This is a genomic window from Pantoea stewartii subsp. stewartii (genome assembly GCF_008801695.1).
GTDB classification, from domain to species: Bacteria; Pseudomonadota; Gammaproteobacteria; order Enterobacterales; family Enterobacteriaceae; genus Pantoea; species Pantoea stewartii.
Map to the genome: position 1 here is coordinate 1 of NZ_VZPF01000105.1, position 12,414 is coordinate 12,414.

Genomic DNA, 12,414 nt, shown 5'->3' on the forward strand with positions numbered 1-12,414 from the left:
ATGGAGGCGAAGCGCCTCAAGGAGCCATGTCCGGTGTTTCACGCGATAGTGTCCATTAAAAAATGATGGACACTATTTTCCCGGAACCGGAGCCCGCTGCACAGACGGTTTAAATGTGACGCTTACACCTATCCACAGCGCCGGGTGGTGCTGCACGCCAGCATGCTGGTGGCGGCCGAATCCGCACGCTATACCGTGCACGGTACGCGCGGCAGTTACGTTAAATACGGTCTGGACCCGCAGGAAGATCGGCTGAAAGCGGGGGATTTCCCGCCGGGCGAGAACTGGGGTTACGACATGCGTGACGGTACGCTGACCCAGGTGGAGGGCGACGCGCTGAATGAAAAAACTGTCCTGACACAGCCGGGCAACTATCCCGCCTATTACGCTGCGATTCGTGATGCCATTACCGGGCGCGGGGCGAATCCGGTGACGGCGGAAGAAGCCATTCAGGTCATGGAACTGATTGAGCTGGGGCTCCAGTCGGCGGAAAAACGCCAGACGATGTCGCTAAAATAAGCGCTTTCAGCGCTAAAAAGGCCGCGAATAACGCGGCCTTTTTTATGCTTACTGCACTTTCGCCCGGATGGCGGCTTTTTCTGCCGCGCTTAAAAACGCGATAGTCAGGCCGTTGTCCTGTGCCTGACGCATTTGCGCCTGGCTCAGTCCCGCAGCCGGGGCGGCATGCAGGTACTCATGGGCCAGCTCAATGCCCTGTACGGCGGGATCGTCGGTGTTGATGGTCGCCAGCACGCCATGCTCCAGGAACGTCTTCAGCGGATGCTGCGCCAGCGAGGCGACGGTGCTGGTCTGGATATTGGAGGTCAGGCAGGATTCGATACCAATACCGTTTTCCGCCAGATAGTCCATCAGCGCGCGATCTTCAATAGCCTTCACACCATGACCGATGCGTTCAGCGCCCAGATCACGAATCGCCTGCCAGATACTTTCCGGGCCTGCGGCTTCACCGGCATGCACGGTAATATGAAAACCGGCATCGCGGGCGCGTCGGAAGTGGCTCAGAAAACGGTGGCCCGGCGCACCGAGTTCATCCCCGGCCAAATCCACGGCGGTAATATGGTCGCGATGGGCGAGGAAGCCGTTCAGTTCATTCAGACAGGCCTGTTCGCCAAAAGTCCGGCTCATGATGCCCGTTAAGCGCACGGTGATATCATGCTGCTGGCAGGCGGCCTTTACGCCATCAATCACCGCCTCAACCACACCGGCAATGGGCAGATGGTGGGTCATCGCCATGTAGCCGGGTGAAAAGCGCAGCTCGGCATAGTGAATCCCGGCGCGGGCGGCATCCTCGACGTTCTCACGCGCGATACGCTGACAGGCGTCAAGATCGCCCAGCACTTTCACGCCCCAGTCCAGCTTTTGCAGAAAGCTGACCAGATCCGGTTGCGTTTCGGTGACCTGAACATGCGGACGCAGGGTGTCCAGCGTATCCGCCGGTAAGGTCAGGTTAAACTGGCGGCCTAAATCAAGGATGGTTTGTGCACGGATGTTGCCATCAAGGTGGCGGTGAATGTCGGTAAGGGGAAGCGTTGAATCAATCATGGAGTGCACTCGTCTGGATATCTGTAAAGTGCAGAGCATTATAAAAATATCTTGCGCAACAACGCCAGTGATTTGCGCAACAAGTGTGAAAGGCAGGGGTTAACTGTTCACTTTATAAACGGGAACGCCGCGCAGGCCGCCTGATAAGAGCGAATCGGGAGAGAAAAGCGGGCGATGCAGTGACGTAAAAAAGGCGGCCAGGGCCGCCTTGATCGAAAAGGTTGACCTTATTGCGGCATGCCTTCGTTTGTCGGGACGCCAAGCATATAGCGTGACATGAACTGCTCCAGCGACATCTTATCGCCGTTCATGTTCACCTGACCGTTGGCATACTGCAGGCTGGTAACGATGTTGTTGTCCTGCGTTTGTGTCAGACGGAACATCTGGCCCATCGCTGCCAGCCCTTTAACCTGCTGATCGGCCAGTTTCTGCGCGTCGTCAGCCTGATAACCTTCAGCCAGGCCAATATGGCGCATGGTTTCCGTCGCCATCGGCATGTTGACAGACAGCTTCAGATCCAGCGTTTTCAGCACGCGATCAACGGATGCCGCCAGCGTCTGCGGTTCGCCTGTCACCGTGGACGGATCGTTAAAGTGGGCATTCAGGTTGAAAGTACTCTCGCCTTTATCGTTCTTCCAGCTCAGTGGTGCGATGCTGATGGACGGGGCCCCTTTCAGCAGGGTCGGCAAATTGTTCAGCAGGATCGCGCGCACACCGTTCTGGAAACGCACCGGATCGTCTTCCACGCCAGGCTGGTTCATCAGGGTGGTCAGCTGAGCGTTGTAGTTATCCGAGAACGCTTTAACGCTTTGCGCATCAAACTGTGACAGCTTCATTTTTAATGCGAACTGACCCAGGTTCTGCTTCTGCACCTCAACGCCGTCAATTTTGTAATTAATGTCGCCATTGATTTTGCCGGACTGATTATCAAAAGAGGAATCACCGACCATCTTGTTAAGAATAACCGCGTCCTGACCGCTGACTGCGGCGGCCACTTTATCCACGCTGATGGACTGATCGCCAATGCGTACGCCTTCGTTGGTGAGATGCGTATCCGCTTTCAGCTTCAGGCCGTTCAGCGTAAACATCACCGGCTGATCGACCTGATTTTTGGTGGTGATGGCAATGCTGTCGATGTCACTGTCCAGGCCCACTTTATCGCCTTTGTTGTCTGCGCTGATATTCAGCGTGCCGCCGCTTGTGGCTAAGCGTTGCGCTGTTTGCGCATTTTGATAATCGATGGGCAGAATTTTTATTGCGGTGTCGGTGCTGCCGCTGTAACCCACACGCGTTTCGGCGTTGATAAACGACTGGTTGTTGGTCAGTTCAAACAGCTTTTTGACCGCATCGGTATTGGTCAGCGTGGTATGCACGGACGCCATGCTGGGGATCAGGTTGGCTTTTTTCAGCTGTGCGAAGGGGAACGGGCCGTGGTCGATCTGCTCGTTCAGGATGATGCTCTGGCCGGGCTTGAGCAGAGGATTATCTTCGGTCTGAGAGCTGGCCTGGATAACCACATTCATTTTGCTGCTGAAAATGCCGCGTTGATAATCCTGATAGCTGACTTTCAGACGACTGTTGGGCGCCAGGGTGGTTAACTGAGCGTTAGCATTTTGAATCATTTGATCCATATTGCTTTCCAGCTTTTTGCCGGTAAACCACGCCGCGCCTGTCCAGACTACGCCCAGAGCGACTACCACACCAACGGCAACTTGAGTCTTTTTCATTGCTGAATCGTCCTTATCCTTGATTTCACCCGTGTCACAGACAGCGGGTGAAGAAGCGCCCGCAGGCATTTTAGCTAATAGTTTGAAATAATAGCAGTTAAGCGCAATGGCGTCAGCCGTCTCAGTTAAACGTGTTATACACGCGTGCCACCCGGCCTTGGCCGGTGAGTGACACTGGCGCATCGGTGGCGGCCACGAAACAGGACTCGCCGGGTTTTAGCATCAGTTGCTGCTGGCGATTGGTGACGGTGGCCTCACCTTCAATACAAAACAGCAGTGCCGCGCTTTCCTGATGCAGGGTAAGCGGCTGCGCATTCACCGTATGAATGGAGAAAGCAAAGTCGTCTACCGGAATGGGAAAATACTCGCCATCCTGCTGTATCTCCGGTTGTGTAAGAAGCTGGCTGGCCGGCTTTTCGTCAAATTTGAGGTTGGCCATCAGTTCCGGAATATCAATATATTTTGGCGTCAGGCCAGCGCGCAAAACGTTATCGGAGTTGGCCATGACCTCCAGCGCCACGCCATGCAGATAAGCATGCGGCGTTTCCGCAAACAGGAACATCGCCTGTCCGGGCTGCAGAGTAATCACATTGAGCAGCAGCGGCGAGAATAACCCGCTGTCATCCGGATAGTATTCCGCAATCTCATGAATGGTTTGCCAGGGTTCGCCTGTCTGCTGACTGACGACGTTTTTCAGTACGGTTAACGCCTGCGCTTTTTCGTCCTGTTGAAGCGACAGCAGGGTTGAAAACAGTTGCGCCAGGTTGTCGGGGCTGGGCTGGCGCAGGAAATGCGCGATCTCTGGATGCGCGTCCGCCACTGGGGTGAGCAGTGTCACCATCTCGTTGCGCTCGCGAAACCCATTGATGGCTTTAAACGGCGTTAAGGCGTAAACCAGCTCCGGTTTATGGTTGGCATCTTTATAGTTACGCTCAGGCGAACTGAGCGGTACAGAGGCGGCATTTTCACGCGCAAACCCCTCTTCGGCGGCGGATTTGCTGGGGTGCACCTGAATTGAGAGCGGCTGCTCGGCACACAGCACTTTAAATAAAAAGGGCAGTTCGCCAAAGCGTTTTGCCACGGCGTCGCCCAGCATCTGCGACGGATGGGCCGCGATGACATCGCGTAACGAGCGGGATTGCCCCTCAACGTCAACGGCGGACGGGCTTTTAGGATGCGCCCCCATCCACAGTTCCGCCATCGGTAAGTCTTCAGGATTGGCGATGCCATACAGGGAGGTTAATGCCGTCTTGCTCCCCCAGGCATAATATTGCACCGCATTACTCATCTTTTTCATTTCACTGCCTTTCTGGCATGGGAATATTGCGCTTATTAAAGCAGAAACTGGCATGGAAAATACATATCCAGCGCAAGAAGGATGCTAAGCTCGGATGATGTTAAAAATTTGTATGAGTTTATCTGCTTCATGCGTAGCGAACACCCGCGCGTGAACGAAGGGTTTATTTAAAACGGTGAAAGGAGAAAGTCATGGCAGCCAATCGCGTTGAAAAAGATTCAATGGGGCCAATTGATGTACCGGCTGATAAACTTTGGGGCGCACAGACACAGCGCTCCCTGGAGCATTTCCGTATCTCAACAGAGAAGATGCCGGTGGCGCTGGTGCACGCGCTGGCGATGACCAAACGCGCGGCCGCCAGCGTTAACCGGGATTTAGGCTTACTGCCTGCGGAGCGGGCGGAGGCGATTATTCAGGCCGCTGATGAAGTGCTGGCGGATAAACACAGCGATGAATTCCCACTGGCGATCTGGCAGACCGGCTCCGGCACCCAGACCAACATGAACATGAATGAAGTGTTGGCCAACCGTGCGAGTGAGCTGTTGGGCGGTGAGCGCGGCATGTCCCGCCTGGTGCATCCCAACGATGACGTTAATAAAAGCCAGAGTTCAAACGATGTCTTCCCGACGGCGATGCACGTTGCGGCGGTCATTGCGGTACGTGAGCACCTGATTCCCCAACTGAACGTCCTGAAGCAAACCCTGCGTGCCAAATCTGACGCCTTTAAAGACATCGTTAAAATTGGCCGTACCCATCTGCAGGACGCCACGCCGCTCACGCTCGGTCAGGAGATCTCCGGCTGGGTCGCCATGCTGGAGCACAACCTTAAACATATTGAGCAGAGCATTCCGCATCTGGCCGAGCTGGCGCTGGGCGGCACCGCGGTGGGAACCGGCCTGAATACCCATCCTGAATATGCCGTGCGTGTGGCGAAAGCCCTGGCGGAACTGACAGAGCAGCCGTTTGTGACCGCCCCTAATAAGTTTGAAGCCCTGGCCACCTGCGACGCGCTGGTGCATGCACACGGTGCGCTGAAAGGCCTGGCGGCTTCACTGATGAAGATTGCTAATGATGTCCGCTGGCTGTCATCCGGTCCGCGCTGTGGTATCGGCGAAATTGCTATCCCGGAAAACGAACCCGGCAGCTCCATCATGCCGGGCAAGGTTAACCCCACCCAGTGTGAAGCGATGACAATGTTGTGCTGTCAGGTCATGGGTAATGACGTGGCGATTAACATGGGGGGCGCATCAGGCAACTTCGAACTGAACGTTTATCGTCCGATGATTATCCATAACTTCCTGCAGTCCGTTCGTTTACTGGCGGATGGGATGGACAGTTTCAATCACCACTGCGCTGTCGGTATCGAACCGGTGCGTGAGCGTATTGATCAGTTGCTCAACGAGTCGCTGATGCTGGTCACCGCGCTGAATACGCACATCGGTTATGACAAGGCCGCTGAAATTGCCAAACAGGCCCATAAACAAGGCTTAACGCTGAAAGCTTCGGCGCTGAAGCTGGGCTATCTGACGGAAGCGGAGTTTGATGCCTGGGTGCGTCCGGAAGACATGGTGGGCAGCATGAAGTCGTAAGTGAGGTCTGTCAGGGCCTGCACAGCACTGATATCACACCGGGCAGTCCACCCAGAGATGCAGCCGTGGGATCAGCAAATGCAGGGGTTCTGCGGCGGGTTTATAGCGATGCGTAATTGCCTCCGCATCGTAATTCAGCAGCTCACCTAACTTTGGCACCTGGGTGCGATCCCGGCACAGCACAAGAATCGGTGACGGGCAGGCAAGCTGCGTTTGCTTTTTCTCTTCCGCACGCCAGATGCGCGCAACCGGCTGCACTTTCACCGGACGTTTAATCTTCAGGCGCGCGGATGCGGGCAGGGCGCGTACATCCGCCAGTTCCTGCTGCACTTTTTCCGCCCACTGCTCGCGTGTCCAGGGAGCCTGGGCACGGCCAGCCTTCAGACTCTTTTCCAGTTGGGCGATGATCTCGTCCCGTTTAACGTTCTTAATGACCTGCTTGTTTGCCCAGCCAAAGCGCACACTCTCTGGCGCGGGAAGGGCGGTGATGGTCCGGTAAGCATTCAGGGTAATTAAGCCACGCAAATGCTGATGCACAAATTCGAACCGGGCTTCGGAAGGCAGACCGGACTCCACGGTGATCATGTGCTCAAGACGGGCTTTCAGCTGGTTGATGCTGTTGATAAACGCGGTAAGCTGCTGCGCGTCCTGCTCGCTGCATTCGATGCAGAGCGCACCCGGCAGGCGCACGGCGGCTTTAGTGCTGAGCTTTTCTGACTGGTGCTGCATGAACAGACGGCAATAGTGGTTGAGCGCCCGCTCCCGCGCCTCTGTGCCCAGGTGCTGCTCCACGGCAATCTGAGTAATCGCATCGTGTTCATGCCCTTTTTCAATCGGGGGCAGACTGAAGACCCGGGCGATTAACAGCGGCTGCGCCTCAATCTGCTGCCGTAATGCTCCCAGGGCTTCTTCGAGATCCTTGACGCACTGCTGCATATCTGTGACTAAATCATAACGCACCGCAGTCTCTCCTGTAGTTACAACATGCTCAATGTGGCAGAAAGATCGCGCTGCTGCAAACGCCTTTATAGTTACAACATACTAAACAGGCTTTCTGAAATGGTGCGGTCTGTGGCATAAGCAGGGCGAAGATAGCACAGGGTGCGATGGGGCCCACCAGAAAAAAGCGAGTGACAGCTCCACGCGGGACAGGGTGCATTACCATCGTCACCAGCGTAGACAGAACCGGCGGGAAGCGGCTGGTCACCGACGGTGACAAAACCAAAAAAGGTTATTCGGTGCCTGGCGGGCGCTCTCGCCGCCTTCAGGCACCGGGGTTAAGCGGCGCAGGATTAGGGATGTCGGCTGAACAACTGATAAATCCGTTCCGGGAGCAGGCTGAATAAACATATTGATACGGCTTCGCAACATGACAGCAGCGTTTCGCCTTTTTTGCGCCAGAACAGGGTTACGATGATCACGGCTACGGCCGCCACACCGAGCGCGCCTGCCATATCCAGTGGGAAGTGAACCCCGAGAAAGATGCGTGACCAGGCAACCAGCAGTGAGACGAGCGTGAGAATGCCACCGGAGCCCCAGTTACCCCTGGCCCATAATGCCAGCGTGATACTGAAAAACAGCGTGCCGTGGTCGCTGGGAAATGACGTATCCGCAGCGTGATCGATCCACAGATGACCCAGCCGAATCATAAAAGGGCGCGGATGAAAATAGAATGCTGAACAGAGAAAATTCAGTGTCAGCCCTGTGATGGCCGTTACGATGGCAAACAGGGCGGTTTCGCGTTCTGCGCGCCCACCTGTAAACCAGTAAATCAGCAGCATAAGCGGCAGCAGAAAGATCAGATACTCTGCGCTGAATGTCGCAAAATCGATGAGCCAGCCGGGCGTGCCGGGAAGGGCATTAATGGTAAGGAACAGATCCTGATTATAGGTTTCCAGCAAAGTATTCATCAGCGCGTGGGCTCTGTGGTAAAGAGGACAAGGGCCATTTTCCCCGCGCAAGATTAATAAAACCTTAATCGTCATTCGCCGCGTTCATCTGTTCAGCCAGATGAATGAGCGGAAACACGTTCTCAAGAAAGAGGCCCGCCTTGCGGCCGCCATAAACACTACATCGGTAAGCGCAGGGTATCCTCAGGCGGGCATGATGTGTCAGCGGCAACGCGCATTTTCTCCCTGACAAACAGGGGATCTCGTTCAGTCAGTGCCTGACCGTTAACCCCACCCATGAATGAAGAACACACCATGTCGGTAACGTGACGTGGTGCCTGAAACATCACTTCGCTAAGACTTTCAACTGCGATCGGGCCGTGAAAAAACGACGATACGACAAATAGACGGCGATGATGGTCGATAAACTGGCTGTGCCAAGCAGCATAAACGTAACCATAATCTGGTACTTAATCGCCTTAAGTGGGTCAACACCCGCAAAGATCAGCCCGGACATCATGCCGGGTAAACTCACCAGACCAACAGTTTTGGCGGCATCAACGGTGGGGATCATCGCGGCGCGAATGCTTTCGGCAAGGATTCGCTGCGAGGCCAGTTTGACTGGCGCGCCAAGGCTCAGCATCTCCTGAATTTTTTGGGCATTGTCGCTGAAGCGCTGGTTCAGGTTGCTGTAACACAGCCCCACAGCAACCATGGCATTGCCGGCAATCATGCCGGAAACCGGAATGACCTGCATAGGCAGAAAGGCGATTGCACCGCTCATGACCAGAATGGTCAGCGTAATGGCGGTGCCACTCGCGATCGCAACGAACGAAATCACAAAGGCATTACCGATGTTACGGCTGCGCTTACGGGCATTAAGCGCCGCATTGACGCAGATAAACAGCACCATCAGCACGGTCAGCCCGCCGTTATTCACATCAAAGACCGACTTGAGGACATAGCCTACGATGGCCAGTTGAACGATCGCGCGGCTGACGCTCCACAGAATATCTTTGCTCATGCCAAGCTTTTCTTTCTGGCTGATAAGCAACGCCATCAGGACCAGAACCAGCGACAGCAGTAGCGAGTTGTCACTTATTGTTGTCTGATGCATTCATCTTCTCCCTGTCAGGTGACGTGAGGCGAAGCACATGCTCTGCCTGCTGTATGTCGTTAACATCGTGACTTATCCAGACGACGGCCATCGGGTGTTCTGCGACAAGCCGCCTGATCAGCGACTGTACCGTCAGGCTGTTTTCTTCATCAAGCGCGCTGGTCACTTCGTCAAGTAACAGCACGGCTGGCACAAACTGCAGATGGCGCAGCAGCCCAATGCGCTGCTTTTCGCCGCCAGAGAGGGGCTCAATCGCAGCATTCAGCATATCCGGCGAGAGATTAACACTCTCCAGCGCCGCCTTAAGTTTTGCCTGTGGCGGCGTCTGGCGGCGAAGTTGCCAGGGCAGGGCAAGGTTGTCATAAACCGTCTGACCGAAAAGCTGTGGCGTCTGAAAACAGTACGATACCTGCTGACGGTATTCCTCGGCCCTGAGCGTGGCGATATCGCGGCCCTGAAAGCGGATCTCTCCGGTCGTTGGCGTTAACAGAGAGGCAAGGATCTTCAGGAAGGTACTTTTGCCACTGCCGGAGGCACCGGTGAGCACGACAACGTCGCCCGGCGACAGCTGTAAAGAGACCGGCTGCAATAGCTGTCTGCCGCCGTGTGAAAAGGTGACATCCTGCGCATCGAGCAGGGGCAGAGAAGGGGCCATCGTTGCTTCCTGGATAGGGGTTAATAAGTCCGGTTCGTCGATATCTGAAAGGCGGTGCATTCAGCCTTTTACTCCTTGCGTGGCTTTCCAGCCCGGCCTGGCATCTTCCTGTTTATGCCGTGTCCTGTCAGGCCATGAGTCAGAATAGCCGAATTCACCACCGGTGCTAACGGAACGCACAAGCCGGTTCAGACGGGCAACGACATCACGCCGCGCGTCCCGCTTCGGCTCAGGCCTGAGCGGGACATGCCTTTTTCATTTTGGTTGCTGATTTTTTCACACCCTGCCGGGCGATTAACTGTGCGGCAGGGCAACAGCACATTTTGAATGTCCTTATCGCCTTAGCTGCGTGTGCTCTACCACCACAGGGAGAAGAAATCCCGCTGGGGCGCGTTGGTAACCGGACCGTTGGGGCGCGTTAAAAAGCGGTAAAGCCAACGGCGGCATTTTTCCTTTTAGCAGAACATGTTATAAAAACACTTTGTTTGCTAACGGATCCTCAACATGGACGTGATTAAAAAGCCGGGTGTCACGCAAATTGTCACGCTGGGCCTGGTTCAGATCCTCTCCTGGGGCGGTTCGTTTTATCTGATGGTGGTCATGGCCGCGCCTGTTGTAGCAGAAACCGGATGGTCGCAACAGTGGGTTTACGGCGCGTTATCGCTGGGCATTTTAGTGTCTGGGTTGCTCGCTCCGCGCTGTGGCCACCTTATTGCACGCACGGGCGGTCGCCTGATGCTGGCACTCAATGGCATCGTGATGGCGGCAGGGCTTACCCTTATGGGATTCAGCCATCACTTACCGGTGTTTTTACTGGCCTGGGTCATCATCGGCATCGGCATGGCGATGGGGCTGTATGATGCGCTGTTTGCGACGCTGGGCACCCGCTATGGTGGGCAGGCACGCAGCGCCATTACTGGCATAACCCTGATTTCCGGTTTTTGTACCAGCGTGGTCTGGCCTGCCACCGCGCTGCTTATTCACTGGCTGAACTGGCGGGGCGCGTGTTTCGCCATCGCCGCGCTGTTGCTGGTCAGCGTCTTACCGGCCTATTTTTATGCTTTGCCTAAAGGCCATCTTATCTCACCCGTCAAACGTAAAAGCGCACCCGGCACAGCGCCGGATTTGCCCGCAGTCTTGTTTTACCTGTTGTGCGCCATTTTCACGCTGGCCTCGGTGATTATGACGGCCATTTCGGTGCAGCTTATCACCCTGTTGCAGGCCAGTGGTTACAGCATGGCGGCGGCGCTGGCAATCAGTACGCTGCTGGGGCCGTGCCAGGTGGCATCCCGTCTCATTGATATGGCCTTTAAAGGGGGCCATCCCATCTGGACCACTTTTTTTTCGGTGGGGCTGGTGGCGCTGGGGTTGTTGTTGCTGGCGCTGTTTCCGCAACTGGCCCTGTTAAGTATGATCTTTTACGGTGCGGGAAACGGCTTACGCACCATTGTGCGCGGCACTTTGCCGCTGATGATGGTAAAACCTGAAGCGTACGCGGTACTGGCAGGCTGGATGGCGCGTCCGGCGTTAATGGGGCAGGCGATAACGCCGTTAGGCGTGGGCTATGTGTTTGCGACGTTGGGGCCCAAAGCCACGCTGTGGTTACTGTGCACACTGGCAGTAATTAACTTGCTGCTGGTGGTGGCACTGAAAAAGCGGCTTCCAGCGCCAGCGCCATCTGTGCGCTAATGCTGTCCGCTACCGCTAGGCAAATAAGCACCTTGTGCGGTCGCGGGCTTCCGGGTGGGGAATATGTGCCTTGTGGCGGGTGGGTTGCTTCTAAAAAGTGACAGTGTTTGTTATATTCATCCCTGTTTGTTGGTTCACTTAGGCGGCTATATAACAACAAGAATGCACCGCAATTCAGGATACAAAGATGCTTGATTATCGCTTCCCGACAGCTTTGCAAATGGTTCTGAGTGTGGCGGTGGCGGAGCAAATGGGAAAACGCTCTACCAGCGCGATTCTCGCTTACGGGCTTGAAGCAAACCCGAGCTTTATACGTAAGTTAATGGTCCCATTAACCCGTGATGGCATTATCGTATCCACGCTGGGTCGTACGGGTTCCATTCATTTGGGCAGACCCGCAGCTGAAATCACGCTGCGTGATATTTATGTCTCTGTGACAGATGATAAAAAACTCTGGGCGGCTCGCCCGGATGTGGCACCGCGTTGCCTGGTCAGCGCCAACCTGTGCTGGTATTTTAAATCGATTGCCGAGGAAGCCGAGCAGGCATCACTGGCGGTACTCGCGAAGCGCACCGTCGCCGACGCGTTAAATGAGCTGAAAACCCACGACACCAGCAACTGCACCGCCGTGCCTGAGCCTGAGGTGACGGAACCGGATACCGACTGCAAAAAAAGCCGCTGATGCGGCTTTTTTGTAAGCGTCGCATTCAGACCGTATTGACGTTCAGGCAGAGGGAAGCTCGACCTTCCATGGCAGCAGATCGCGGACCCGGTTCACCGGCCAGTCCTGTATATGACCGATGACGTAACGCAACCACGTCTCGGGGTCAACGCCGTTAAGCCGGCAGGTGACGATCAGAGAGTAGAGGATCGCCGCACGTTCTCCGC

Annotated in this window: 11 protein-coding genes and 1 pseudogene; 4 read left to right on the forward strand and 8 right to left on the reverse strand. The window is 55.4% G+C overall.

Translation table 11 applies throughout. From position 1 onward, the window contains the following. Window positions 1-109 precede the first annotated feature (109 nt). Window positions 110-519 (forward strand): annotated as a pseudogene (locus tag F7Q90_RS22520) (Gfo/Idh/MocA family oxidoreductase); the annotation flags it as partial. A 48-nt stretch (window positions 520-567) separates the two neighbouring features. Here F7Q90_RS22520 and add read toward each other — a convergent pair. The 3 genes from add to manA all read right to left on the reverse strand — a co-directional run bounded on the left by add (window position 568) and on the right by manA (window position 4,587). After that, entirely contained in the window at window positions 568-1,563 is a 996-nt protein-coding gene (add, locus tag F7Q90_RS22525) for an adenosine deaminase (RefSeq protein WP_006119073.1), read from the reverse strand. 227 nt (window positions 1,564-1,790) lie between these two features. Beyond that, window positions 1,791-3,290 (reverse strand): YdgA family protein, encoded by a 1,500-nt coding sequence (locus tag F7Q90_RS22530; RefSeq protein WP_006119074.1) that lies wholly within the window; start codon window positions 3,288-3,290, stop codon window positions 1,791-1,793. 121 nt (window positions 3,291-3,411) lie between these two features. Then, the gene (manA, locus tag F7Q90_RS22535) at window positions 3,412-4,587 is read right to left on the reverse strand and encodes a mannose-6-phosphate isomerase (protein WP_006119075.1); all 1,176 of its coding nucleotides are present in this window, start codon (window positions 4,585-4,587) and stop codon (window positions 3,412-3,414) included. A 191-nt stretch (window positions 4,588-4,778) separates the two neighbouring features. Between manA and fumC the strand changes: the two genes are divergently transcribed. Further along, window positions 4,779-6,176 carry a class II fumarate hydratase gene (gene fumC, locus F7Q90_RS22540; protein ID WP_006119076.1) on the forward strand — a complete coding sequence of 466 codons (1,398 nt, stop codon included), beginning with the start codon at window positions 4,779-4,781 and terminating at the stop codon, window positions 6,174-6,176. A 33-nt stretch (window positions 6,177-6,209) separates the two neighbouring features. Here fumC and tus read toward each other — a convergent pair whose 3' ends face one another. The 4 genes from tus to fetA form a co-directional block, all read right to left on the reverse strand. Further along, on the reverse strand, window positions 6,210-7,112 hold the full coding sequence (gene tus, locus F7Q90_RS22545; RefSeq protein WP_039341588.1) for a DNA replication terminus site-binding protein: 903 nt from the start codon (window positions 7,110-7,112) through the stop codon (window positions 6,210-6,212). A 356-nt stretch (window positions 7,113-7,468) separates the two neighbouring features. Then, window positions 7,469-8,086, reverse strand: coding sequence for an undecaprenyl-diphosphatase (locus F7Q90_RS22550; protein WP_006119078.1), 618 nt, complete (start codon window positions 8,084-8,086; stop codon window positions 7,469-7,471). A gap of 325 nt (window positions 8,087-8,411) precedes the next feature. Next, window positions 8,412-9,182 (reverse strand): iron efflux ABC transporter permease subunit FetB, encoded by a 771-nt coding sequence (gene fetB, locus F7Q90_RS22555; protein ID WP_006119079.1) that lies wholly within the window; start codon window positions 9,180-9,182, stop codon window positions 8,412-8,414. Beyond that, window positions 9,160-9,837 carry an iron efflux ABC transporter ATP-binding subunit FetA gene (fetA, locus tag F7Q90_RS22560; RefSeq protein WP_044241999.1) on the reverse strand — a complete coding sequence of 226 codons (678 nt, stop codon included), beginning with the start codon at window positions 9,835-9,837 and terminating at the stop codon, window positions 9,160-9,162. Before fetA ends, fetB begins: the two co-directional genes overlap by 23 nt. Before the next feature lie 504 nt (window positions 9,838-10,341). On the opposite strand from fetA, the gene F7Q90_RS22565 reads away from it, so the two are divergent. Both F7Q90_RS22565 and F7Q90_RS22570 read left to right on the forward strand, forming a co-directional pair. Next, window positions 10,342-11,526, forward strand: a complete 1,185-nt coding sequence (locus tag F7Q90_RS22565; RefSeq protein ID WP_006119081.1) for an MFS transporter — start codon at window positions 10,342-10,344, stop codon at window positions 11,524-11,526. A gap of 187 nt (window positions 11,527-11,713) precedes the next feature. Further along, window positions 11,714-12,208, forward strand: a complete 495-nt coding sequence (locus tag F7Q90_RS22570; protein WP_006119082.1) for an RrF2 family transcriptional regulator — start codon at window positions 11,714-11,716, stop codon at window positions 12,206-12,208. Between the two features lie 42 nt (window positions 12,209-12,250). Here F7Q90_RS22570 and F7Q90_RS22575 read toward each other — a convergent pair. Next, the coding region (locus F7Q90_RS22575; protein WP_151161046.1) for a transposase domain-containing protein at window positions 12,251-12,414 on the reverse strand (164 nt) is incomplete at its 5' end.

Bases quoted from the DNA above. Each gene is read 5' to 3' on its own strand.
- add (WP_006119073.1), bottom strand. From the start codon at position 1,563: ATGATTGATTCAACGCTTCCCCTTACCGACATTCACCGCCACCTTGAT.
- F7Q90_RS22530 (WP_006119074.1), bottom strand. From the start codon at position 3,290: ATGAAAAAGACTCAAGTTGCCGTTGGTGTGGTAGTCGCTCTGGGCGTA.
- manA (WP_006119075.1), bottom strand. From the start codon at position 4,587: ATGAAAAAGATGAGTAATGCGGTGCAATATTATGCCTGGGGGAGCAAG.
- fumC (WP_006119076.1), top strand. From the start codon at position 4,779: ATGGCAGCCAATCGCGTTGAAAAAGATTCAATGGGGCCAATTGATGTA.
- tus (WP_039341588.1), bottom strand. From the start codon at position 7,112: ATGCAGCAGTGCGTCAAGGATCTCGAAGAAGCCCTGGGAGCATTACGG.
- F7Q90_RS22550 (WP_006119078.1), bottom strand. From the start codon at position 8,086: ATGAATACTTTGCTGGAAACCTATAATCAGGATCTGTTCCTTACCATT.
- fetB (WP_006119079.1), bottom strand. From the start codon at position 9,182: ATGCATCAGACAACAATAAGTGACAACTCGCTACTGCTGTCGCTGGTT.
- fetA (WP_044241999.1), bottom strand. From the start codon at position 9,837: ATGGCCCCTTCTCTGCCCCTGCTCGATGCGCAGGATGTCACCTTTTCA.
- F7Q90_RS22565 (WP_006119081.1), top strand. From the start codon at position 10,342: ATGGACGTGATTAAAAAGCCGGGTGTCACGCAAATTGTCACGCTGGGC.
- F7Q90_RS22570 (WP_006119082.1), top strand. From the start codon at position 11,714: ATGCTTGATTATCGCTTCCCGACAGCTTTGCAAATGGTTCTGAGTGTG.